General features: G+C 73.6%; 20 protein-coding genes. 14 read left to right on the top strand and 6 right to left on the bottom strand.

Annotated elements, in window-relative coordinates; translation table 11 throughout:
* Positions 1 to 32: 32 nt before the first annotated feature.
* The 3 genes from KUF83_RS37710 to KUF83_RS37700 are packed head-to-tail and all read right to left on the bottom strand — an operon-like array spanning position 33 to position 3012.
* Positions 33 to 503: an NUDIX domain-containing protein gene (locus KUF83_RS37710; protein WP_217459552.1), complete on the bottom strand. Its 471-nt coding sequence runs from the start codon at positions 501 to 503 to the stop codon at positions 33 to 35.
* Positions 500 to 2047: an ATP-dependent DNA ligase gene (locus tag KUF83_RS37705; RefSeq protein WP_217459551.1), complete on the bottom strand. Its 1548-nt coding sequence runs from the start codon at positions 2045 to 2047 to the stop codon at positions 500 to 502. Before KUF83_RS37705 ends, KUF83_RS37710 begins: the two co-directional genes overlap by 4 nt.
* 29 nt (positions 2048 to 2076) lie before the next feature.
* Positions 2077 to 3012: an NAD(P)/FAD-dependent oxidoreductase gene (locus tag KUF83_RS37700; RefSeq protein ID WP_217459550.1), complete on the bottom strand. Its 936-nt coding sequence runs from the start codon at positions 3010 to 3012 to the stop codon at positions 2077 to 2079.
* A 76-nt stretch (positions 3013 to 3088) separates the two neighbouring features.
* Between KUF83_RS37700 and KUF83_RS37695 the strand changes: the two genes are divergently transcribed.
* The 11 genes from KUF83_RS37695 (at position 3089) to KUF83_RS37645 (ending at position 13725) form a co-directional block, all read left to right on the top strand.
* Positions 3089 to 3775: a helix-turn-helix domain-containing protein gene (locus KUF83_RS37695; protein WP_254644945.1), complete on the top strand. Its 687-nt coding sequence runs from the start codon at positions 3089 to 3091 to the stop codon at positions 3773 to 3775.
* Positions 3776 to 3869: 94 nt separating this feature from the next.
* Positions 3870 to 4847: an NADPH:quinone oxidoreductase family protein gene (locus KUF83_RS37690; protein ID WP_217459549.1), complete on the top strand. Its 978-nt coding sequence runs from the start codon at positions 3870 to 3872 to the stop codon at positions 4845 to 4847.
* Complete coding sequence (locus KUF83_RS37685) at positions 4844 to 6052, top strand: acyl-CoA dehydrogenase family protein (protein ID WP_217459548.1); 1209 nt, start codon at positions 4844 to 4846, stop codon at positions 6050 to 6052. Before KUF83_RS37690 ends, KUF83_RS37685 begins: the two co-directional genes overlap by 4 nt.
* Positions 6049 to 7161 carry an acyl-CoA dehydrogenase family protein gene (locus KUF83_RS37680; RefSeq protein ID WP_217459547.1) on the top strand — a complete coding sequence of 371 codons (1113 nt, stop codon included), beginning with the start codon at positions 6049 to 6051 and terminating at the stop codon, positions 7159 to 7161. Before KUF83_RS37685 ends, KUF83_RS37680 begins: the two co-directional genes overlap by 4 nt.
* 135 nt (positions 7162 to 7296) lie before the next feature.
* On the top strand, positions 7297 to 8880 hold the full coding sequence (locus tag KUF83_RS37675; RefSeq protein WP_217459546.1) for an ABC transporter substrate-binding protein: 1584 nt from the start codon (positions 7297 to 7299) through the stop codon (positions 8878 to 8880).
* 20 nt (positions 8881 to 8900) lie between these two features.
* On the top strand, positions 8901 to 9866 hold the full coding sequence (locus KUF83_RS37670; protein ID WP_217459575.1) for an ABC transporter permease: 966 nt from the start codon (positions 8901 to 8903) through the stop codon (positions 9864 to 9866).
* The gene (locus tag KUF83_RS37665; RefSeq protein ID WP_217459545.1) at positions 9859 to 10776 is read left to right on the top strand and encodes an ABC transporter permease; all 918 of its coding nucleotides are present in this window, start codon (positions 9859 to 9861) and stop codon (positions 10774 to 10776) included. Before KUF83_RS37670 ends, KUF83_RS37665 begins: the two co-directional genes overlap by 8 nt.
* A gap of 17 nt (positions 10777 to 10793) precedes the next feature.
* Complete coding sequence (locus tag KUF83_RS37660) at positions 10794 to 11729, top strand: ABC transporter ATP-binding protein (protein WP_217459574.1); 936 nt, start codon at positions 10794 to 10796, stop codon at positions 11727 to 11729.
* A complete protein-coding gene (locus tag KUF83_RS37655) occupies positions 11722 to 12372 on the top strand; it encodes an ABC transporter ATP-binding protein (protein WP_217459544.1) in 651 nt (216 codons plus the stop codon). Before KUF83_RS37660 ends, KUF83_RS37655 begins: the two co-directional genes overlap by 8 nt.
* Positions 12373 to 12540: 168 nt before the next feature.
* Positions 12541 to 13407 carry a phosphatidylinositol-specific phospholipase C/glycerophosphodiester phosphodiesterase family protein gene (locus tag KUF83_RS37650; protein WP_217459543.1) on the top strand — a complete coding sequence of 289 codons (867 nt, stop codon included), beginning with the start codon at positions 12541 to 12543 and terminating at the stop codon, positions 13405 to 13407.
* Positions 13408 to 13530: 123 nt separating this feature from the next.
* A complete protein-coding gene (locus KUF83_RS37645; protein WP_151475394.1) occupies positions 13531 to 13725 on the top strand; it encodes a hypothetical protein in 195 nt (64 codons plus the stop codon).
* Positions 13726 to 13832: 107 nt separating this feature from the next.
* Here KUF83_RS37645 and KUF83_RS37640 read toward each other — a convergent pair whose 3' ends face one another.
* Together KUF83_RS37640 and KUF83_RS37635 are read right to left on the bottom strand one after the other, a co-directional pair.
* The gene (locus KUF83_RS37640; RefSeq protein ID WP_217459542.1) at positions 13833 to 15062 is read right to left on the bottom strand and encodes a phosphodiester glycosidase family protein; all 1230 of its coding nucleotides are present in this window, start codon (positions 15060 to 15062) and stop codon (positions 13833 to 13835) included.
* A gap of 82 nt (positions 15063 to 15144) precedes the next feature.
* On the bottom strand, positions 15145 to 15504 hold the full coding sequence (locus tag KUF83_RS37635; protein ID WP_217459541.1) for a DUF779 domain-containing protein: 360 nt from the start codon (positions 15502 to 15504) through the stop codon (positions 15145 to 15147).
* A 190-nt stretch (positions 15505 to 15694) separates the two neighbouring features.
* Between KUF83_RS37635 and KUF83_RS37630 the strand changes: the two genes are divergently transcribed.
* A complete protein-coding gene (locus tag KUF83_RS37630) occupies positions 15695 to 17188 on the top strand; it encodes a glycoside hydrolase family 3 N-terminal domain-containing protein (protein ID WP_308403314.1) in 1494 nt (497 codons plus the stop codon).
* 123 nt (positions 17189 to 17311) lie between these two features.
* On the opposite strand, the gene KUF83_RS37625 is transcribed toward KUF83_RS37630, so the two are convergent.
* On the bottom strand, positions 17312 to 18574 hold the full coding sequence (locus KUF83_RS37625) for a glycosyl hydrolase (protein ID WP_217459573.1): 1263 nt from the start codon (positions 18572 to 18574) through the stop codon (positions 17312 to 17314).
* A 148-nt stretch (positions 18575 to 18722) separates the two neighbouring features.
* Between KUF83_RS37625 and KUF83_RS42350 the strand changes: the two genes are divergently transcribed.
* Both KUF83_RS42350 and KUF83_RS37610 read left to right on the top strand, forming a co-directional pair.
* Complete coding sequence (locus KUF83_RS42350; protein ID WP_254644942.1) at positions 18723 to 20066, top strand: BadF/BadG/BcrA/BcrD ATPase family protein; 1344 nt, start codon at positions 18723 to 18725, stop codon at positions 20064 to 20066.
* Positions 20067 to 20291: 225 nt separating this feature from the next.
* Complete coding sequence (locus tag KUF83_RS37610; RefSeq protein WP_217459572.1) at positions 20292 to 22475, top strand: glycoside hydrolase family 3 N-terminal domain-containing protein; 2184 nt, start codon at positions 20292 to 20294, stop codon at positions 22473 to 22475.
* Positions 22476 to 22481: the final 6 nt, after the last annotated feature.

Raw genomic sequence — 22481 nt, 5'->3', positions numbered from 1 at the left:
CCCGCGCCCTTTCGGGGCGCGTGCCCCTCTCGTCAGCCCGTATGCCGTTCCAGGCGGTCCAGGAACTCCGTCTGGGCCTTGATCAGTACGGCTCGGGCGCGGTCCATGGCCAGCCACTCCACCCGGTCCAGCTCGGGGAACTCCTGGCTCCGGCCCGAGTGGGGTGGCCACTCCATCGTGAAGGTGCCGGGGACCACGCTCGCCGGGTCGAGGTCCGCCTCGACGGCCCAGACCGTGACGATCTTGCGGTTCGTCTGGGTGACCTCGCCCAGAGGGAGGGCCTCGCCGTCGGGCGGCGGGAGCCCCAGTTCCTCCTCGAACTCGCGGCGGGCCGCGTCCCACGCCGCCTCGTCCGGCTCGTACTCGCCCTTCGGTACGGTCCACGCCCCGGCGTCGCGCCGGGCGAAGAACGGGCCGCCCATGTGGCCGAGCAGCACCTCGACGCCGAGGTCGGTACGGCGGAAGAGGAGCAGGCCCGCGCTGCGTTTCCCGTCGGCGGTCACGGGGCGACCTCCGGGTGGGCGGCGAGCAGCGTCTCGACGGTGTCGGCCTCGGCCGGGGTCTTGTCCTCGCGATAGCGCACGACACGGGCGAAGCGCAGGGTGACGCCCGCCGGGTAGCGGGTGGAGCGCTGCAGGCCGTCGTACGCGATCTCCACGACCAGTTCGGGACGGACGGTCACCACATGACCGCTGTCCTCGACGGCGAGTTCCTGGAGCCGCTCGGTCTGCCAGGCCAGCATCACGTCCGTCATGCCCTTGAAGGTCTTGCCCAGCATGGCGAAGGAGCCGTCCGGCCTGCGCGCCCCCAGATGCAGGTTGGAGAGTTTGCCGGTGCGTCGCCCGCTGCCCCACTCGGCGGCCAGCACGACCAGGTCGAGCGTGTGCACCGGTTTGACCTTCAGCCAGGAGGCGCCGCGTCGGCCCGCGCTGTAGGGAGCGTCGAGGGACTTGAGGACGACGCCCTCGTGGCCGCGCGCGAGCGTGTCGGTGAGGAACCGTTCGGCGGCGGCCCGTGCACTCTCGTCCGCGGGGTCCGGCAGGAGGGTGCGCCGGACGCGCATCGGCTCGGGGACCAGGCGGGCCAGTTCCGTGTGACGGTCGGCGAACGGCAGGTCGAGCAGGTCGTGGCCGTCCACGGACAGGGCGTCGAAGAAGACGGGGGACACGGGCACGGCCCCGGCGGCGGTGGCGACGTCCACACGGGAGCCGACGCGGCCGGCGGTCTCCTGGAAGGACCGGGGCCGCCCGTTCCCGTCGAAGGCGATGACCTCACCGTCCAGGATGAAGCGCTCACCCTTCAAGTCCCTGGCCGCGCTGGTGATTTCGGGCAGCCGGTCGGTGATGTCGTCCAGGGTGCGGGTGTAGACGCGTACGTCGTCGCCGTCGCGGTGGACCTGGACGCGAATGCCGTCGAGCTTCTCCTCGACCACGCAGGCGCCGAGCTTGTCGACCGCCTCGGCGACGGACGGGGCGCTGTGCGCCAGCATCGGCAGGACGGGCCGGCCGACGGTGAGCCGGAACGCGGCGAGGGACCCGGGTCCGTCGGCGAGCAGCCGCTCGGCCACGCTCTGGAGCGAACCCGCCAGCATCACCGCCCTGCGCACATCGGCCGAGGGGGCGCCGGTCGCCAGGGCCAGGCCCTCGACCGCCACGGCGTCGAGGGCGCCCTGCCGCACCTCGCCGCCGATCAGCGCGAGGAGGAACCGCTGCTCGGGGCCGGTGGCCTCGCCCATCAACTCCCCGACCAGCCGCGCCCGCCGCGCCTGTGATCCGGCGCCGGAGACCTCGCCGAGCCGTGTGAGACGTGCGTCCACCTCCCGCACGGTCAACGTGGGCCGCTCGGCGGGCGGGACGGGCGCGCTGAGCGTCTTCCAGCCGACTCCGAGTCTCCCCTGGGGCAGACGGCCCGCCAGGTACGGGATGACGACGGGCACGTCGTCGGCCTGCGCGTCCCGGAAGAGCTCCGCGAGCAGAGCGACCTTCCGGGACCGCGCCGCGGTGGCGGCGACCTCCTGGGACACATGGGCGAGCCGGGTCAGCAGCATGCAGCAATGGTGCAACGGAGGCGGCCGGTCTACACCCCGACGGCCGCGTCGAGGTCCGCGAAGAGCAGCTCTCCGTTGATCGTGACCCCCGCCCGGTAGCCGCCGCTCGCGGCGTTCACGACCTGCTCGCCGAAACCGGTCGCGTTGCCGGCCGCCCAGACGCCGGGCACGCTGGTCGAACCCGTCGCGTCGACCACGGCGTACGTGCCGAAAGGTGTCTCCTGCAGTTCGGCGCCCAGCCGTTCCAGCAGGCCGGTGCGGGGGACGGCCCGGGGCGCGACGAACAGCACCGCGCGCTCGTGCGTCGTGCCGTCCGCGAGCCGGACCGCGGTGAGCCGGTCGTCGGTCACTTCCAGGCCCGCGACCTCACCGGGCACCACGGCGACACCGGCCGCGGCGAGCCTGCGCAGGTCCTCGTCCGGAAGCTCACCCTCGTCGACCGTGTGCAGGAACAGGGTCACGTCCTTGGACCACTGGGAGACGATCAGGGCCTGGTGCACGCCCATCGGGGTCGAGGCGAGGACGCCGAATGCCTGGTCGCGCACCTCCCAGCCGTGGCAGTAGGGGCAGTGCAGCACGTCCCGGCCGAAGCGCTCGGCGACCCCGGGCACCTTCGGCAGTTCGTCGGCGAGCCCGGTGGCGACGAACAGCCGGCGCCCGTGCACCGCGCGCCCCCCTTCGAGTGTCACGTCGAACTCCCCGTCCGCGCCCCGCGCCACGTCCACCGCCCGGCCTTCGACGAGCTCGACGCCGTACCGGGCGATCTCCTCGCGGCCCGCGGCGAGGAACTCGGCCGGCGGCATCCCGTCCCGGGACAGGTAACCCTGCATGTGTGCGGCGGGCGCGTTGCGTGGTTCGCCCGCGTCGATCACGAGCACGCTCCGGCGGGCGCGTCCGAGGACGAGCGCCGCGGACAGTCCGGCCGCACCGCCGCCGACGACGACCACTTCGTATGTATCGGTCATGGTGACCACCTCCACTGAGAAGGTCGCCGACCGCGCCCGTATTGACAAACAACTTTGCTGAAACTGCAATGTGGTCATGAGGGAGCGCGAGCACGAGCACGAGGATCACGCAGGGCGCCAAAGGCGCGGGGCGGCCGATGAGAACTCCGCGGACACGGACGGGGCCGCCGGTGGGACCGGCACGGCCGACGTCCTCGCGGAGGTCGGCCCCCGGCTGCGTCGCGTCCGCAAGGAGCGCGGAGCCACTCTCGCGGGGCTGTCCGCCGCCACCGGCATCTCCGTGAGCACCCTCTCCCGCCTGGAGTCGGGCCTGCGCAAACCCAGCCTGGAGCTGCTGCTGCCCATCGCCCGGGCCCACCAGGTGCCCCTCGACGAGCTCGTCGGGGCGCCGCAGGTGGGCGACCCGCGCGTCCGCGCGGCGAAGCCGATCGTCATGCACGGCCGTACGCACTGGCCGCTCACCCGCCAGCCGGGCGGCCTCCAGGCCTACAAGGTGCTCGAACCGAACCGGAAGGAGGAGCCGGAGCCCCGCGTCCACGAGGGCTACGAGTGGCTGTACGTGCTCTCCGGGCGGCTGCGCCTCGTGCTCGGCGACCACGACGTCGTGCTCGGCGCGGGGGAGGCCGCCGAGTTCGACACGCGCGTGCCCCACTGGTTCGGCTCCACGGGGGAGGGGCCGGTGGAGTTCCTGAGCCTTTTCGGGCGGCAGGGGGAGCGGATGCATGTACGGGCGCGCCCGAAGCGCGGCGGCCGGGCGGACTGACACCGACCCCCGTCCGACTGTTCCCTGATCGGCAAGCGACCGCTTAGTATGCGTTTGAGCCCGATCAGATGAAGCAGTCCCGTGGAGGCCCCGCATGCAGGCATGGCAAGTGCACGAGAACGGCGAGCCCGGCGAGGTGATGCGGCTCCAGGAGGTCGAGCGGCCCACTCCGGGTGACGGCCAGGTCCTCCTCGCTGTGCGTGCGGCGAACATCAACTTCCCGGACGCCCTGATGTGCCGCGGGCAGTACCAGGTCAGGCCGCCGATGCCGTTCACGCCGGGGGTGGAGATCTGCGGCGAGACCGAGGACGGCCGGCGGGTCATCGCCAACCCCGCACTGCCGTACGGCGGCTTCGCCGAGTACGCCGTCGCGGACGCCGCGGCTCTGCTGCCCGCCCCCGAGGCGCTGGACGACGCCGAGGCCGCGGCCCTGCACATCGGCTACCAGACGGGCTGGTTCGGCCTGCACCGGCGGGCCCGTCTGGAGGCCGGCGAGACGCTGCTCGTCCACGCTGCCGCGGGAGGGGTCGGCAGCGCGGCCGTGCAGCTCGGCAGGGCCGCGGGCGCGAAGGTCATCGGCGTCGTGGGCGGCGCCGACAAGGCCGCCGTCGCGCGCGAGCTGGGCTGCGACGTCGTCGTGGACCGGCGCTCCGAGGACGTCGTCGCCGCGGTCAAGGAGGCCACCGGCGGCCGGGGCGTCGACGTCGTGTACGACCCGGTCGGCGGCGCGGCCTACACGCAGTCCGCCAAGGTCGTCGCCTTCGAGGGCCGCATCGTCGTCGTGGGCTTCGCCAGCGGCACCATCCCGAGCCCGGCGCTCAACCACGCCCTGGTGAAGAACTACTCGATCCTGGGCCTGCACTGGGGCCTCTACAACACCAAGGACCCGAAGCTGGTCCTGCACTGCCACGAGCAGCTGACCGAGCTGGCCACCCGGGGCGCGATCAAGCCGCTGGTCAGTGAGCGTGTGCCGCTGACCGGCGCGGCCGACGCCGTGCAGCGGGTCGCCGACGGCGTCACCACGGGCCGGGTCGCCGTGGTGCCCTCACTCGAGAACGGAGCAGCCGCATGACCGGCACCGCGAGCGGGGGCGGGACGCACGACGCCCCCGAACTGCGCCGCCGCACCCAGGAGTTGCTGGCCGCGCACCCGGTCGGCAGTACCGGCCGCCCGGACTTCCTCAAGGCCCGGTACGACGCCGGTCTCGCGTGGGTGCACTACCCGCAGGGACTCGGCGGCCTCGGCGCGCCCCGCTCCCTCCAGGCCGTCGTGGACGCCGAACTGGAGGCCGCGGGCGCTCCCGACAACGATCCGCGGCGCATCGGCATCGGCCTCGGCATGGCCGCGCCGACGATCCTCGGCTTCGGAACCGAGGAGCAGAAGAGCCGCTTCCTCAGGCCCCTGTGGGTGGGCGAGGAGGTCTGGTGCCAGCTGTTCAGCGAGCCGGGCGCCGGGTCCGACCTGGCGGCACTGGGCACACGCGCCGTGCGGGACGGCGACTCGTGGGTGGTCAACGGCCAGAAGGTGTGGACGTCCAGCGCCCACCTCGCCCGCTGGGCCATCCTCATCGCCCGCACCGACCCGGACCTGCCCAAGCACCGCGGCATCACGTACTTCATCTGCGACATGACGGACCCGGGTGTCGAGGTGCGGCCGCTGCGCCAGATCACCGGCGAGGCCGAGTTCAACGAGGTCTTCCTCACCGACGTCCGCATCCCCGACGCACACCGCCTCGGTGAGGTCGGCGACGGCTGGCGGGTCGCGCAGACCACGCTGATGAACGAACGGGTCTCCATCGGCGGTATGCGCATCCCGCGCGAGGGCGGCATGATCGGCCCGGTCTCGAAGACCTGGCGTGAGCGTCCCGAGCTGCGCACCCACGACCTCCACCAGCGGCTGCTCACGCTGTGGGTCGAGGCGGAGGTGGCCCGGCTCACCGGGGAGCGCCTGCGCCAGCAGCTGGTCGCGGGGCAGCCGGGCTACGAGGGCTCGGGCATGAAGCTCTCGTTCGCCCGCCTGAACCAGGAGATCAGCGGCCTGGAGGTCGAACTCCTCGGTGAGGAGGGGCTGTTGTACGAGGACTGGACGATGCGTCGCCCCGAGCTAGTCGACTTCACGGGCCGTGACGCCGGATACCGCTACCTCCGCTCCAAGGGCAACAGCATCGAGGGCGGGACCAGCGAGGTCCTGCTGAACATCGTCGCCGAACGCGTGCTGGGCCTGCCCTCCGAGCCGCGCACCGACAAGGACGTCGCCTGGAAGGACCTGGCCCGATGACAACGCAGCGCGCGCAGCCCGACCTGCTGTACTCGGAGGAGGAAGAGGCGCTGCGTGCGGCCGTCCGCGATCTCCTCACCGACCACTGTGACGCGCCGGGTGTGATCGCCCGCATGGAGTCGGACCGCCCTCACGACCCGGACCTGTGGAAGGCCCTCGGTGAGGGGATGGGCCTCGCCGGTCTCCTCGTCCCGGAGTCGCTGGGCGGCCAGGGCGCCACGCATCGCGAAGTCGCCGTCGTCCTGGAGGAGTTGGGCCGGGCGGTCGCTCCCGCCCCGTATCTGACCAGTGCCGTCGTGGCGACCGAGGCGCTGCTGGCCTGCCCCGCCGACGAGGCCGCCGGGCTGCTTTCCGCGCTGGCCTCCGGCCGCACGCTCGGCGCACTCGCGGTGGCGCTGTCCGTCGGGCCGGGGGCGCCCTTCAGGTCCGTACGGATCGAAGGCGGCGCTCTGTACGGGGAGTTGAGCGGGATCGCCGACGCGGCGACCGCGGACGTGCTGCTCGTCCCGGCGCAGGACGGCGGCCTGTACGCCGTGGAGCCGGGCGCCGGGGGAGTGACGGTCACCCCGCAGGTCTCCCTCGATCTGACCCGGCCGGTCGCCACGGTCACCTTCGACGGGGCCGCCGCACGCCGGCTCACCCCGGACGCCGAAGCCGCCGTACGGCGTGCCCTGCGTGCCGGGGCCGGGCTTCTCGCCTCCGAGCAACTCGGTCTCGCCGAGTGGTCGTTGACCGAGACGGTCCGCTACCTGAAGGAGCGCAAGCAGTTCAACCGCCCCGTCGGCGGCTTCCAGGCACTCAAGCACCGGCTCGCGCACCTGTGGCTGGAGACCGTCAGCACCCGCGCCGCGGCCCGCAACGCGGCCGACGCGCTGGCCACCGGCAGTGCGGACGCGGACGTGGCGGTCGCCGTCGCCCAGTCGTACGCGGCGCCGGTCGCCGTCCACGTCGCGGAGGAGGCGCTCCAGCTGCACGCCGGTATCGGTATGACCTGGGAACACCCGGTGCACCTCTACCTGAAGCGGGCCAAGGCCGACTCGATCGCCTACGGCACGGCGGGCAGTCATCGGGAGGCACTGGCCGCCCTGGTGGACCTCCAGGCCCCCTGACCCACCGCACGCACGGCACGAGGGCCCGCTCCGACCCCCCGGACAGGAGCGGGCCTTCGCTCTGCCCACCTCATACATCATGCATAATTGCGAACTGTTCGCAATAACAGTTGATCTGCATTAGGGGTGGGCGGCATGAGGGCCCGATCGATACGAGGCATGGGCGCCCTGGCGACGGCGACCGCTCTGGCAGCCGTCGCCTCCGCCTGTTCGGCGCCCGGCGAGGGCGACAGCGGTGCCACGGCCACCTCGGCCGTCGTCGGCATCGCGTACGAACCGGAGACCCTGAGCCCGCTCCTCGGCTTCGGCAAGGACGGCAACTCCAAGATCTTCGATGGGCTGCTCACGCACGACGCCGACCTGGAACTGAAGCCGGCGCTCGCGGTCGCCCTGCCGAAGGTGACCGACGGCGGACGCACGTACACCTACGAGCTGCGCCGGGGCGTGAAGTTCAGCGACGGCCACCCGTTCACCGCCGAGGACGTCGTCTTCACGTACGAGACGATCCTCGACGAGAAGACCAACAACGCCTCCAAGGGCGAACTCGCCGCGATCAAGAGCGTCGAGGCCAAGGGCGCCGACAGTGTCGTCTTCCGGCTCAAGTACCCCTACGCGCCCTTCGCGGAGCGCACGGTGCTGCCCATCGCGCCCGAGCACATGGCCGGCGGCCAGGACTCGAACACGGGCTCCTTCGGGACGAAGCCGGTCGGCACCGGGCCCTACAAGCTCGTCAAGTGGTCCAAGGGCGAGCAGATCGTCCTGGAGGCCAACTCCGGCTACTGGGGCGGCGCTCCGAAGATCAAACGTTTCACCATGGCGATCATCAGGGACGACGACGTCCGCGCCACCCGGCTGCGCTCCGGTGACCTCGACGGAGCGATCCTGCCGCCGAACCTCGCCAAGGCCTTCAAGGGCTCGGGCCGGAAGACGTACGCGGCCGAGAGCTTCGACTACCGCACCGTCACCCTGCCGACCGGCAACAAGGTCACCGGGAACACCGCCGTGCGCCGGGCCCTCGACATCGCCGTCGACCGCCAGGCCATGGTCGACGGCATCCTCGAAGGCGCCGGCAAGGTGGCCCACGGACCCGTCCCGACGGACAGCGAGTGGTTCACCGAGGGCACCGAGCGGGCGTACGACCCGAAGAAGGCGCGGAAGATCCTCGACGCGGCCGGGTGGAAGCCCGGCAAGGACGGCATCCGCGTGAAGGACGGCGTCCGCGCGAGCTTCCCGCTCTGGTACGTCTCCGGCGACAAGCTCCGCCAGGACCATGCCCTCGCCTACGCCTCGGACGCCAAGAAGATCGGCGTCGAGGCCAAGGTGCAGGCGGGCACCTGGGAGGTCATCGAGCCGCGCATGCCCAAGGACGCCGTCCTCGCGGGCGGCGGCTCACCGGCCGACCCCGACTTCGACCAGTACGCGCTCCTGAGGTCGGACCTCGCGGGCGACGGCTTCAACAACATGGGCTGGTACGACAACGCCACCGTCGACCGCGCCCTGGAAGCCGGCCGCGAGAGCGGCGACCCGGCCGAGCGCAAGGCCGCCTACGACACCGTGCAGCGGGAGCTGGTGAAGAACCCCGGCTACACCTTCCTGACCCACATCGACCACCTGTACGTCGTCGACGACCGCTTCGGCGAACTGTCCACGCAGGTCGAGCCGCACGACCACGGTCTCGCGGCGGGCCCGTGGTGGAACGTCGAGGACTGGCGTCCGTGAGCCGTCCGCCCTGGGGGCCCATGGCGCGGCTCACCGGACGGCGGGTCCTGTTCGCCGTCCCCGTCCTCGGCATCGTCACGTTCGGGGTCTTCGCGATCGCCGCGGCCTCCCCGTTCGACCCCGTCAAGGCGTACGCGGGCACCGCCGGCCTCAGCGCCTCGCAGGAGACCCTCGACCAGCTGCGTGCCAACCTCGGCGCGGACGAGCCGCTCGTCACCCGGTGGTGGAACTGGCTGGCGGCCGCCGTGCGGGGCGACCTCGGTGACTCCAGCGCCCTGCGGCAGCCGGTCGCCGACGTGATCGGCGAACGCGTCGGCTGGTCCGTGCTGCTGGCCGCCACCGCCTTCCTGGTGGCCGTGCTGCTGGGCGGCCTGCTCGGTGTCCTCGCCGCGCGCCGGCCGGGCGGCTGGACGGACAGGGCCGTCTCCTCACTCGCGTACACCCTGGAGGCCGCGCCGCCGTTCTGGCTCGGGCTGCTCGTCATCTGGCTGTTCGCGCTGAAACTGGGGCTGCTGCCCGCGGGCGGCCTGACCGACGCGGGCAGCACGGTGGTCACCGCCGGGCAGGTCGCACGCCATCTCGTGCTGCCCGCGGGGGTCCTGGCGCTCTCCCAGCTGCCGTGGTTCGTCCTGTACGTCCGGCAGGGCGTGGGGGACGCGCTCCAGGAGGACCCCGTCCGCGGGGCACGCGCGCGTGGACTCGCCGAGCGGACGGTCCTGCTGGGGCACGCCCTGCGTTCCGGGATGCTGCCGGTACTCACCCTCATCGGCTCACGCGTGCCCGAACTCATCACCGGCGCGCTGCTCGTGGAGACCGTCTTCAGCTGGCCCGGCATCGCGGCGGCGACGGTCGAGGCCGCCACCGCCGTCGACTTCCCCCTGCTGGCCGCGCTCACCGTGCTCGCCACGATCGCCGTTCTGGTGGGCAACCTGCTCGCGGACCTCCTGTACGGGCTCGCCGACCCGAGGGTGGGCTTCGATGGCTGACACGACCGGAGCGACCGACGTCAGCGGGCCTGCCGAGGCCGTCGAGCCGGGCGTGACCTGGCGCACGCGCGCGGTCGTGCGGCGCTCGACGCGTGCTTGGCGGGTGCGCGGTTCCGCGGCCGTCGTGGCCGTGCTGGTCCTGGCCGTCCTCCTCGTACCGCCCGTCGTCCAGCTCGACCAGCAGGCCGTGGACCTGGCGGCCAAGCTCCAACCACCCTCCTGGGAGCACCCGTTCGGGACCGACGACGTGGGACGGGACCTGCTGCTGCGCTGCGTCTACGGGCTGCGGGTCTCGCTGCTCGTCGGTGTGGTGGCCGCTGTCGTCGCCACCGTCGTCGGTACGGCCGTCGGCGCCGTCGCGGGAGCGCTCGGCGGGTGGACCGACCGGCTGCTGATGCGCCTGGTGGACGCGTTCGCGTCCGTGCCGCACCTGCTCCTCGGCATCTTCATCGTCGCCATGTTCCGGCCGGGAGTGTGGCCGGTCGTCGTGTCGGTGGCCCTCACCCACTGGCTGTCGACGGCCCGGATCGTCCGCGCGGAGGTCCTCTCCCTGCGGTCCCGCCCGTACGTCGACGCCGCGATCTCGGGCGGCGCCTCCCGCTACCGGGTCGCGGTACGGCACCTGCTGCCCGGAGTGCTGCCCCAGGCCGGGCTCGCCGCCGTGCTGATGGTGCCGCACGCCGTCTGGCACGAATCCGCCCTCTCCTTCCTCGGGCTCGGCCTCCCCACGCACCAGGCCAGCCTCGGCACGCTGGTGCAGAGCGCGCGCGGATCGCTGCTCGCCGGCGACTGGTGGCCCACCCTCTTCCCCGGGCTGTGCGCCGTCACCGCCACCCTGGCGATCGCGGGACTCGCGGGCGCCTGGCGCGAACGGCTCAACCCGCGCCGCCGATCGGAGCTGATGCTGTGACACCGCCGACCGATGGCGTGAACGTCCTGTCGGTGCGGGGACTCTCCGTACGCTTCCGGATGCGCGACGGAACCCACGTACGGGCCGTCACGGACGTCTCCTTCGACCTCGCGGCGGGGGAGTGCCTGGCCCTCGTGGGCGAGAGCGGCTGCGGCAAGTCGGTGCTCGCCTCGGCGCTGCTCGGCCTGCTGCCGGGCAACGCCTCGGTGGCGGGCTCGGCCGTGCTCGGCGACGACGGACTCGATGTGCTGGCCGCGGACGAACGGGTGCTGGCCCGCGAGATACGCGGCCGGCGCGTCGGACTCGTACCGCAGAGCCCCGCAGCCCACCTCACCCCGGTACGCACCGTGCGGTCCCAGCTCCGCGAAACGGTCCGGGAACTGACAGGGGCCGCCACACCGGAGAACGTGGCGGCCACCGCGGGGCGCGCCGCGTTCCCCGAGGACCACCTCGACCGCTACCCGCACGAACTGTCCGGCGGGCTCGCCCAACGGGCCGCCACCGCGCTCGCCCTCGTCGGAGGCGCGCCCCTGCTGCTCGCCGACGAACCGACGACCGGTCTCGACCGCGACCTCGTCGAGCGGACCGTCGACGAACTCCGCCGCCACACAGGGGACCACCGGGCCCTGCTGCTGATCACCCACGACCTGGCGGCGGCCGGGCGCATCGCCGACCGCGTCGCCGTGATGTACGCCGGACGCCTGGTGGAGATCACCGACGCGCCCGCCTTCTTCGGCTCGCCGGGCCCGCGCCACCCCTACGCGCGCGGCCTGCTGAACGCCCTGCCCGAACGGGACTTCACCCCGATCCCGGGCATGCCACCGGAACTCGGCGCGCTGCCGCGGGGTTGCGCCTTCGCCGCCCGCTGCGAACGGGCCGGCGACGCCTGCCAGGTCGTCCCGGCCCTGGAGTCGGGCGTGGCCTGCCATCACGTGGAGGTGGCGCGTGCTTGAACTGCGGTCCGTCACGGCCGGATACGACCGGCGCGCCCCTGTCGTCCGTGACGTCACCCTGACCGTGGGCGCGGGGGAGGCCGTGGGACTCCAGGGACCCAGCGGCTGCGGCAAGTCCACGCTGGCGCGGGTCGCCGCCCTGCTGCACCGGCCCGACACCGGCCAGGTCGTCCTGGACGGTGGGACGGCACGCGGCTGGCGCCATCGCGCGCCCCGGTCGCAGCGCACCGCGTTCGGAGTCGTCTTCCAGCAGCCGCGGCTGTCGGCCGACCCCCGGCTGCCCCTCGCGGACCTCATCGCCGAACCGCTGCGGTCCAACGGCCGACCGGTCGACGCCGTACCCGAACTGGCCGAAACCGTCGGGCTGGGAGCGGACCTGCTGGGCCGCCGGCCGCACGAGGTGAGCGACGGTCAGCTGCAGCGGGCCTGTCTCGCCCGGGCGCTCGCGCTGCGGCCGCGCTGGCTCGTCTGCGACGAGATGACCGCGATGCTCGACGCCTCGACCACGGCCGCGCTGGTCGGCGTCGTGGAGGCCTACCGGCGGGAGAGCGGGGCGGGCCTGCTGGCCGTCGGGCACGACCGGGTGCTGCTGGAGCGGTGGTGCGACCGGACGGTGGGCTGGGCCGAGCTGACCTCGGGGTGACCCTCCGCCGGAGGCCGTCCGGCGAAGTGAACGCGCAACGGCGGTCCGGCCAACTCCCCGCACGGCTCTGCTCCTTGGGCGCGTCGGCCCCGCATACTCTCCCCAGTCCCGTCTTCGCCCGGCCGGGGCGCGTCCGTGGCCCCGTACGGCACTCCCAGGGAGGCAGACATGGCCCTCACCACCCGACGCAGAGCCCTCACCACCCTCGCCGCCGGTCTGGCGGGCGGCATCGCGGTGCCCGCCCACGCGCAGGCGACGGAGAGCAGGCACCGCCCGCGCCCCCTGTGGCGTGCCCACGCTCACAACGACTACCTCCACCCCCGGCCCCTCCTCGACGCGCTCGGCCACCGCTTCGGCAGCGTCGAGGCCGACATCTTCCTCGTCGACGGCCAACTCCTCGTCGCCCACGACCCGGTGGAACTCGACCCGGCCCGCACGCTGGAGTCCCTCTACCTGAACCCCCTCGCCGCCCGGGTGAAGGCGAACCGCGGCTCGGTGTACCGGGGCCACCGCGGGCCGCTCCAACTGCTCATCGACATCAAGACCGAGGGCTCGTCCACCTACCTCGAACTCGACCGCCGACTGCGCCGCTACCGGCACCTGTTCACCACGTACGCCCACGGCCGGGTCCTGCCCGGCCCGGTGACGGCCGTGATCTCCGGGGACCGCGCCGCCCGGGCGCCCATGGAGGCCCAGACCGTACGGCGCGCCTTCTACGACGGCCGGCTCCTCGACCTGCTGGCCCCCGTGCCGGCCCCGGCCTCCTTCATCCCGCTGATCAGCGACAACTGGACGCTCCACTTCACCTGGCGGGGCGTCGGCGCCTTCCCCGAGGCCGAACGGCAGAAGCTGCACGCGATCGTCTCGACGGCGCACTCCCGTGGACAGAAGGTCCGCTTCTGGGCGACACCGGACCTGGCGGGTCCCGCCCGCGACGCGCTCTGGGGTGAACTCCTGGCCGCGGACGTCGACCACCTCAACACCGATGACCTCGCAGGCCTCCAGGCCTTCCTGGACGCCCGCCCGCGGGCGTAGCCCAGCGCTTCCACACGCAGTCAACACACGTTCGGCGGACACGTCAGCCGCCCGGACGAACCCCCCACTACGCCACACTTGCGGCCGAAAGCCGCGGTGTGGACGTGGCGGAGGAGGTTGACGGTGGCCATTTCCATCTCAGTGGTACTGCTGCTCGTGATCCTGGCGGTGGTCTTCCTGCGCAACGGCGCGCTGAAGCTCTCGCACGCCGTGGTCTGCGTCCTGCTCGGCTTCTACCTCGCGAGCACCAGCATGGCGCCGACCATCCACAACGGGCTCACCGCGACCGCCGACATCGTCAGCAGCCTCAGGCCCTGAACCGCCGGTGAGCCGAGCGGCCCGCCCCGCACGCCGGTGTGACGCACGGTTCTGCCGTACGGGGCCACCGGGCGGCGCCGGGGTGTCTCAGGACCGGCCGGGGTGTCTCAGGACCGCGAGAACACGCCGATCCCGTTCGGTACCGGGCGTTCGGCCCCGCCGCTGGGATGGTTCCGTACGGTCGCGGCCGTCGACCCCGGCTCCCGGGCGGCCAGCGTGGTGGAGCCGCCCCCGTCCAGACTGAACGCGTCCACGGAACCCAGCTGCCGCATGGTGTCGGCGACTTCAGCGATGGTCAGCCCGCTGCGGAACTCGGGTGCCCCGTCCAGCGCCAGGAGCAGCAGCCGGGTGCCGCCGTCCGAGACGCCCGCCGCGGTCCGGACCGCCGACGTGACGTCGTCGAGCCCCGCGAGCGGCCTGCCGCCGCGCAGGACCGGATAGCCGCCGACCGCGAAGTGGTACGGGATCTTCGACGCTGCCGCCACCAGCCGGTGCCGCACCACGACCCGCTCGCCCGCGGACAGCTTCCGCAGGTGTTGGGCGCCCGCCTCCCGGCCGACCAGGACCGTGGTGCCGGACGCGATGGGTCCGCTGCCGGGGAGCGGGGCCGACGACACGACCCGGCCGCCCCGGACCGTCACCTCGTGGGTGTCCGTGCTGCAGGGCGCGGCGCGATCGGTGTCCGTCCCGCAGGTGGCCCGCACACGGGAGGCCCGGCCCCAGTCGGAGGTGAACGCGCCGACGGACCCGACGGGCAGGGCGTACTGGTTGAGGCCGCCGAGCGGCAGCCGCGTCCCACCGGTCTCGACCGAGCCGTCGAGGACCAGGCTGTCGAGGCGGGCCCTGCGGTCCGTACCCACGCCGAGTACGTCCTCGGTGCTCGTGCCCGGCGGCAGGGCGGGGCCGAAGCGCTGCCCGTCCGGAACCGCCGCCTTGGTCGTGCGCCCGCTCGCGACGGCCGGGCCGACGGACGCCCCGGTCGCCTCCACGCCCGGGTGCTGGGTCTCGGTGATGTTGAAGAAGTCGCCGTTGACGCCCGCGACGGCGCCCTGCGCGTCGGCCAGCCGCGAGATCGGGGCGCGGGCCGCGACCGCGCCGGGGTGGAGCAGATCGACGCTCACCCGGGGGTTGCCGAGATCGATGCTGAGTACATGTGCGTGCGCCACACCCCTGGCGGCCGGGATGTCGAACTCCGCGTAGCGCACGCCCGGCGCCAGCCGGCTGAAAGCCGGTGCGCCGCTGGCCGGTGCCGCCCCGGCGAGAGCGGCACCGGCCAGCGCGCTCCATGCCGCGAAGACCGTCAGTGCGGTTCTGAGTCGTCCGGTGCGTCGTGTCACGCTGCCCCTGCTCTCTCCGCTGTCTCCTCAAATAGCCCAGGACACAGGGGAGTTCACCACAGAGCGGGTGCCGTGACGACGGCTACGTGCCGACGAGACGCGAACGGGTCAGGAAACGTACCCCTTCGGGTGCCTCCAGCGAGAAACCGCTGCCCCTCCCTTCGACCACGTCCACGATCAGCCGGGTGTGACGCCACACCTCGTACTGACTCCGCGACATCCAGAACGTGACCGGCTCCTCGCCCCCCTCGACGGCCAGTGAGGCGAGCAGGACGTCGGAGTCGCCGGTCCTGAACTCGCCCTCCGGGTAACACATGGGCGCGCTGCCGTCGCAGCAGCCTCCGGACTGATGGAACATCAGCGGACCGTGGACGGCTCGCAGTCGCCGCAGCAGCTCGGCCGCGGCGGGTGTCAGCTCCACGCGTGGGGCGGAAGAGGGCACTGTGCATCACTCCTCGTCGCTTCGGGCGTACCGGATCAGGTCGTGACCGCTGCGGCGGACACTACCGAGCCGGCGGACGCGCGTCAGGGCCCGTCGGGAGATCGCTGCGTATGACACCGAGGCTGGTTGATTGATTCACCTTGGGGTTATGTTTTGGTGGCTTGCATCATCCGATCGGAGGACAACCGTCGTGATCCACACCGTGCCCGCCGTGTACGACGGTCCCGCGCTGCCCGTCGACCTGGACGAAGCCGCCCACCGCTGCCTCGTCGCGGGCTTCGACGGAACCGCGAGCGTCCCCCACACCCTCAAGCGGCTCATCGACCGGGGTCTCGGCGGCGTCATCCTCTTCACCCGCAACGTGCGCGACGCCGAGCAGGTGCGCCGGCTCACCGACGAGCTGCGGGCCGTACGCCCCGACCTGCTCGTGGCCATCGACAACGAGGGCGGCGGCATCGGCCACCTGGTGGGCGCGGGCGCCCCCGACGTCCCCGGCAACTTCGCCCTCGGTGTCGTCGACGACACGGAGCTCACCGCCCGCTGCGCCGACGCGCTGGCAGGACATCTCGCCACCCTCGGCATCACCGCCTCGTACGCCCCGGTCGCCGACCTCCAGCACCACCCGGACAACCCGATCGTGCGCACCCGGTCCTTCGGCGGCGACCCCGGGCTCGCCGGACGCCATCTGCGGGCCTGGATCACGGCCACCGAGGCGCGCGGCATCGCCTCCTGCGCCAAGCACTTCCCCGGCCACGGCGGCACGGTCACCGACAGCCACCACGACACGGCCGTAGACCCGCGGTCGTACGAGGAGCTCCTGCCCGACCTCGAGGCGTTCCGCGAGGCCGTCGCCGCGGGCGTGCCGATGCTGATGAGCGCCCATGTCGTCTTCCAGGCGCTCGACCCCAACCGCCCGGCCACGCTGAGCCGCCGCGTCCTGCGCGATCTGCTCCGCGACGAGCTCGGCTTCGACGGGGTCCTGGTCAGCGACGCGCTGGAGATGAAGGCGATCGCCGACCGTTACGGCGAGGCGGCCGGCGCCCGCATCGCGCTCGCCGCGGGTGCCGACCAGGTGATCGTCGCGGTACCGGACCTGGAGACCACCCTCGCCTGCCGGGACGCCGTACTCGGCGCGCTGCGCGCCGGCGTGCTGCCCGAGGAACGGGTGCTGGAGGCCGCGGGGCGTGTGGAGCGGCTCGTCGAGCGGTACGCGGACCCGGTCGACCCCGCGACGGTCGCCGGCTGGGACACGGGGGCCGGACAGGAGGCGGCGCGCCGGGCCGTGCGCGGCCGGCCCGCGCCGCCGCCCGTGACCGGAGCCCACGTCGTCGACCTGTTCCCGCCGCCGCACCCCGCGCTCAACTGGGGCGGCGAGGACCTGCTCACCGAACTGCGCGCCGTCGATCCCACGGCCTCGGGCACGGCGGTCACCGGAGAGCCGTCCGAGCCGGCGGCCCTCGTCGCCGGGATCCTGCGGTGGGCGGAGGGCTCGCCGCTGGTCGTCGCCACCTGCGACGCGGGACTGCACCCCTGGCAGGACCGCTTCCGATCGGCCCTCCTCGCCAGGCGGCCGGACGCCGTCCGGGTCTCCACCGGGCTGCCGGAGGACGGGGACAGCCTCTGCTCGTACGGGCGGGGCCGGGTCAACCTGCGGGCGGCGGCGGAGGTACTGGCGGGCCGTTGAGCCCCGGCCCTCCAGCTGTCGCACCCGGTCCGCTCTCTGGCCGCTCTCGGACCCTCCACCGCCCGCCTCCACCGCCCGTCTTCCTGCCGTCCCGTGAGTCGTGCTCCGACCGCTCCGGCGCGTTCACATGTCGCGTACGAGCTCCGTGATGCCCCGGGCCGCGAGGTGCGTGGCATCGTCCGTACGGGAGGCCAGGACCACGGCCGGGCGCACGCCCCGCTCGCGCAGGCGCATCCAGGCCTCGAAGAAGCTGCCGCCCGGGCCCGAGACCGACCGGGTGGCGGGGGTGCAGTCCAGCACCAGGGCCGTGTGACGCTGCCCGGGCCTGGGTGCGGCCCGCACCTCGGCGACGGCCTCGGCGAACGCGGCGGCGATCGGCTTGGCGCGGCCGGCGGAGTCGAAGAGGCCCAGCGTGTACTCCAGCTCCGGGTAGTCGGCCAGCGAGCGGTCCACGTCGTGCGAGCACCACCAGGTCACGCCCCACAGCCCCGCGCACCCGGCGGCGTTCAGCACGGTCGCGCGGGCGAACCCCGGGGCGTCGGCGGCCGGGATGTGAGGCTCCGGGGCGCCGGTCTCCTGCACCCAGACCGGCCGTGTCGCGTCCTCGGCGTACGCCGTGGCCAGCTCCACGCCGTACTCGGCCAGGTGCAGGACCTCGGTGGAGCGGGGGCCGTAGCGGCGCGCGCAGTCGCCGGAGAAGACCCACGGGTGCACGGTGGTCAGATCCCCCTTGCGGGCCGAGGCCTCGGGGGTGAACGGGTGGTCGTCGCCGTACCAGGCCGCGTCGTACGCGGAGTGGGTGACCAGGTGGCGGGGCGCTGTGGCGCTCGCGCCGGTGGTGGTGAGACCGTCCCGGGCGGCCGCGAGCAGCGTGTCGAGGTAGTGGTCCACCTCCGCGGCCGTCACCGGGTTGTGCTCGACCAGGTTGTTGAGTTCGTTGCCGAGCTGGAGGCCGATGAGGTGGGGTCGGCCGGTGAGCGCGCGGCCGAGGACGCGCAGCAGTTCCGCCTGGGCCTCGACGGCGTCGGGATCCGTGAACACGTTGCGGTGGTGCCAGCCGCGGGTCCACTCCGGATAGAAGTCGAAGCTCGACAGATGGCCCTGCACGCCGTCCACGAGGACGTCGAGACCTGCCTCGGCCGCCAGGTCGACGAGCCGCACGAGCTGATCGACCGCCGTGGTGCGGATGAGGGTGCGGTTGGGCTGGAGCAGCGGCCAGAGGTGGAAGACGCGCACGTGGTCGAGGCCCAGCTCCGCTATCCGGGCCAGGTCCTCACGGGCGTGGGCCGGATCGAAGTCGTGCCAGGAGTGGAACCAGCCACGGCGGGGTGTGTAGTTCACGCCGAAGCGGGGTGCGGACGCGGCGAACGCGGGTGAAGCGCTGATGGAGTCCTCCTCGGAGTCCCGGCTGGGGGAGTGCGAACGCTGAAGGAGTGGGAGAGGAAGGGGGCGTAGGCGGAAAAGGGGTGGAATCCCGTTCCGACGCGCGGTCGGGGCTTGTTCTCGACGAATGTATCAACCACCATGGTCGGCGATGAACAATGATTTGAACCAGGATCTGGCTCAGGATCTCGTGGTGGGCCTGGACGCCGGCGGCACCCGTACCCGAGCCGTCCTGGCAGCCGCCGTGGACGGCCGTGTGCTCCGCGAGGGCGCCGCCGGGCCCGGCAACGCCCTCACCGTCCCGGTGCCGCGGCTCACCGACCACCTGGCCGAGGCCATCGCCGGGGTGGTGCCGGACTGGGCGCGGGCGCGGGTCGTCGCCGTGGCCGGAGGCTTCGCGGGCGCCGCGCAGACCTCTCCCGACGAGCCAGGACGCCTCAACGCCCTGGCCGCCCTCACCGCCGCGCTGCGGCGCCTGGGCATCGCGCCCGGCTCGATCGGCGTCAGCAGCGACATCGAGGCGGCCTTCGCCTCCGCTCCCGGGGCGCCGGCCGACGGTCTGGCCCTGGTGGCCGGCACCGGCGCGGTCGCGATCCGTATCGAGGACCGCCGCTGTGCCGTCACCGTCGACGGCGACGGCTGGCTGCTCGGGGACGACGGCAGCGGATTCTGGATCGGCCGCAGCGCGGTACGGGCGGCGCTGCGCATGGCGGACGGACGCGGCGCTTCCACCGTGCTGGCCGACATGGTCGGCCGGGCACTGGAGGTGCCGACGGAGGCCCGCCCGCCTGCGGGACGCGCCGCCGGCCCTGCCCACGCCGACTCTGCCGACGCCGACTCTGCCGACGCCGACTCTGCCCACGCCGACTCTGCCCACGCCGGTCGCGGCGGCAGGGGCCGTGGTGGCCGCGGCCGTGACACCGACGGCGAAGACGCACCCGGCGACGCGGAGCGCGGTGCTCCCGGCCACTCCGCCGCCGTCCACGGCGAGGGCGGCCCGGGCGAAGGCGCCCGTGCGGAGGGTGGCGTCCGCGCCGAGGACCGCCGCACCGACGCCTGCCGCGGTGACGGCAGACCCGGTGCGGGCCGAGCCGGGCGGATTCCGGCGGAGCCCGGGTGGGCGCGTGACCGGCGTGAGGCGTACCGCATGCATCTGCTGCCCGCCGTCATGGCCGGGCCACCGATCCTCCTCGCCCGGCTCGCCCCGCTGGTGGCCGAGGCCGCCCGGGCCGGGGACCCCGTCGCGGAGGCGATTCTCGACGAGGCGGTGGACCATCTGCTGGACACCGTCCGCGCTCTGGAGCCCCGCCCCGGCGAGCCCATGGTCGCCACCGGCGGGCTGCTCGGCCCGGACGGGCCGCTCACGGTCCTCCTGAGCGAGCGGCTCCGGGAGCTCGGCCTGCGGCTCGACTGGGTCGCGGACGGCTGCCGGGGTGCCGTGGCCCTCGCCCGGCTGGGGCACGGCCGCCCGGCGTCCTCGGCTCCGGCCACCTGACCGGCCCCGTCCTCCGCCCGCACCCGCGGACCCCGCAACGAGCCCCCCGGCGGCCGGCACGGCACCGGCAGCACGGAAGGAACCAGCCGCATGGCGACTCCGGAACACACGACCCCCAGGGCCGGGCAGACATCCGAGGTCTCCCGGGGCCACGACGGCCAGGGACCCCTCTATCTGGACCCGGACGCGGCCGTCGACGCCAGGGTCGCCGACCTGCTCGCCCGGATGACCCTGCGGGAGAAGGCGGGCCAGCTCAACCAGCGGATGTACGGCTGGGACGCCTACCGCCGCACACCGGGCGGCTTCGAACTCACCGAGGCGCTGTACGCCGAGACCGAGCGCTTCGCCGGACTCGGCGCCCTGTACGGGCTGCAGCGGGCCGACGCCTGGTCGGGGGTCGACCACGGCAACGGGCCCGGCGCCGAGGACGGCGCCGCGCTGGCCGAACTCGTGCAGCGGCATGTCGTCGGGCGGAGCAGGCTCGGCATACCGGCGCTGTTCGTCGAGGAGGTGCCGCACGGCCACATGGCGCTCGACGGCACGGTCCTCCCCGTCAACCTGGCCGTCGGCGCCACCTGGGACCCCGAGCTGTACGAGGAGGCCGCCGCCCACGCCGCGGCCGAACTGCGCGCCCGTGGCGGCCATGTGGCGCTGGTCGCGGCCCTCGACATCGCCCGTGACCCGCGCTGGGGGCGCACCGAGGAGTGCTTCGGCGAGGACCCGTACCTGGCGGCCCGCCTCACCGAAGCCCTCGTACGGGGCATGCAGGGCGAGAGCGCCGAGTGCTTCGCCGGCGACCGGGCTCCCGTCGTCCTCAAGCACTTCGCCGGGCAGGGCGCCACCGTGGGCGGGCGCAATTCCGCCGAGTCCGAACTCGGGCTCCGTGAACTGCACGAGATCCATCTGCCCGCCGCGCGCGCCGGAATCCGGGGCGGCGCCGCCGCCGTGATGGCCGCGTACAACGAGGTCGACGGTCTTCCCTGCGCCGGCAACAGGGCTCTGCTCACCGGGCTGTTGCGGGAGCGCTGGGGCTTCGACGGGCTGGTCGTGGCGGACGGCCTCGCCGTGGACCGGCTGGCCCGCATCACCGGTGACAAGGCGTCCGCGGGCGCCCTCGCGCTCGACGCCGGTGTCGACCTCAGCCTCTGGGACGACGGCTTCACACACCTTCAGGAGGCGGTCGAGCGCGGGCTCGTGGACGAATCCGTCCTCGACGCGGCCGTCGCCCGCGTCCTGCGGCTGAAGTTCCGGCTGGGGCTTTTCGAAGAGCGGGCCCCCGCCGCGCCGCCGCCGGCCCGCGGCCGCGACCTGAGCACGGCCCTGGCGCGAGCCGCCGTCACCCTCCTCCACAACGACGGCGGCCTGCTGCCCGTGCCCGCGCGCGTCTCCCGCATCGCCGTACTGGGCCCCCAGTCCGCCACGATCACCCACCAGTCGGGCGACTACACCGCCCCGCAGCGACCGGGCACCGGCACCTCTCTGCTCGACGCACTGCGGCGGCTCGCACCGCCCGGCGCGGACATCCGTCACGCCCCCGGCTGCGCGCTCACCGGCGACGACCTCTCCGGCATCCCCGCGGCCGTCGCCGCGGCGGCCGCCTCCGACCTGGCCGTGCTCGCCCTGGGCGGCAGCAGCGCACGCACACCGGACACCGGCTTCGCGGCCAACGGAGCCGCCCGCGCCGCCGTGTCCGGGACGACCTGCGGCGAGGGCGCCGACCTGGCCTCGCTGCGGCTCGGGGCCGCCCAGTACGCCCTGCTGGACGCCGTGACCGCGACCGGAACACCGACGGTGGTCGTCCTGGTCCAGGGCCGCCCGCACGCGGTTCCCGAGGCGGCGCGGCGCGCGGGCGCACTGCTGACCGCCTGGTATCCCGGCCCGTGGGGCGGCGACGCGATCGCCGAGGTGCTCCTCGGCCACACCGAACCGGTCGGGCGGCTGCCCGTCTCCGTCCCGCGTTCGGCGGCCCAACTCCCCGTGTACTACAACCACAAGGACACCGAGTACGGCGCCTACGTGGACGAGAGCGCCGAGCCGCTGTACTCCTTCGGGCACGGACTGTCGTACACGAGTTTCCGGTACGGTCCGCCGCACCTGGCCGGGCGCACCGTCACGGTCGAGGTCGTCAACACCGGGCGGCGGCAGGGCCGTACGGTCGTCCAGCTCTACGTCCGCCGTCTGCGGGCCTCCGTCTGGCCCCGCACCCTCGAACTGCGCGACTTCCGGGCCGTGGACCTCGCACCGGGGCAGTCCCGTACGGTCGCCTTCCCTCTCGGCGCCGCCCAACTGGCGCAGGTCGGCGCCGACCTGGAGACGGCCGTGCTGCCCGGAACCCTGGAGATCCGCGTCGCGGAGTCGGCGCGGGCCGCGCTGACGGCCGTGCCGGCGGTGCTACACGTCGAGGGGTGACCTGAA

The organism is Streptomyces sp. BV286, from assembly GCF_019090165.1.
Lineage (GTDB): Bacteria > Actinomycetota > Actinomycetes > Streptomycetales > Streptomycetaceae > Streptomyces.
The sequence above is the reverse complement of the archived record's forward strand: the minus strand, read 5'-3'. Positions and strand labels throughout refer to the sequence as shown.

Coding starts and splice junctions, on each gene's coding strand:
- KUF83_RS37705 (WP_217459551.1), bottom strand. CDS start 2,047: ATGCTGCTGACCCGGCTCGCCCATGTGTCCCAGGAGGTCGCCGCCACC.
- KUF83_RS37700 (WP_217459550.1), bottom strand. CDS start 3,012: ATGACCGATACATACGAAGTGGTCGTCGTCGGCGGCGGTGCGGCCGGA.
- KUF83_RS37695 (WP_254644945.1), top strand. CDS start 3,089: ATGAGGGAGCGCGAGCACGAGCACGAGGATCACGCAGGGCGCCAAAGG.
- KUF83_RS37690 (WP_217459549.1), top strand. CDS start 3,870: ATGCAGGCATGGCAAGTGCACGAGAACGGCGAGCCCGGCGAGGTGATG.
- KUF83_RS37685 (WP_217459548.1), top strand. CDS start 4,844: ATGACCGGCACCGCGAGCGGGGGCGGGACGCACGACGCCCCCGAACTG.
- KUF83_RS37680 (WP_217459547.1), top strand. CDS start 6,049: ATGACAACGCAGCGCGCGCAGCCCGACCTGCTGTACTCGGAGGAGGAA.
- KUF83_RS37675 (WP_217459546.1), top strand. CDS start 7,297: ATGAGGGCCCGATCGATACGAGGCATGGGCGCCCTGGCGACGGCGACC.
- KUF83_RS37670 (WP_217459575.1), top strand. CDS start 8,901: ATGGCGCGGCTCACCGGACGGCGGGTCCTGTTCGCCGTCCCCGTCCTC.
- KUF83_RS37665 (WP_217459545.1), top strand. CDS start 9,859: ATGGCTGACACGACCGGAGCGACCGACGTCAGCGGGCCTGCCGAGGCC.
- KUF83_RS37650 (WP_217459543.1), top strand. CDS start 12,541: ATGGCCCTCACCACCCGACGCAGAGCCCTCACCACCCTCGCCGCCGGT.
- KUF83_RS42350 (WP_254644942.1), top strand. CDS start 18,723: ATGAACAATGATTTGAACCAGGATCTGGCTCAGGATCTCGTGGTGGGC.
- KUF83_RS37610 (WP_217459572.1), top strand. CDS start 20,292: ATGACCCTGCGGGAGAAGGCGGGCCAGCTCAACCAGCGGATGTACGGC.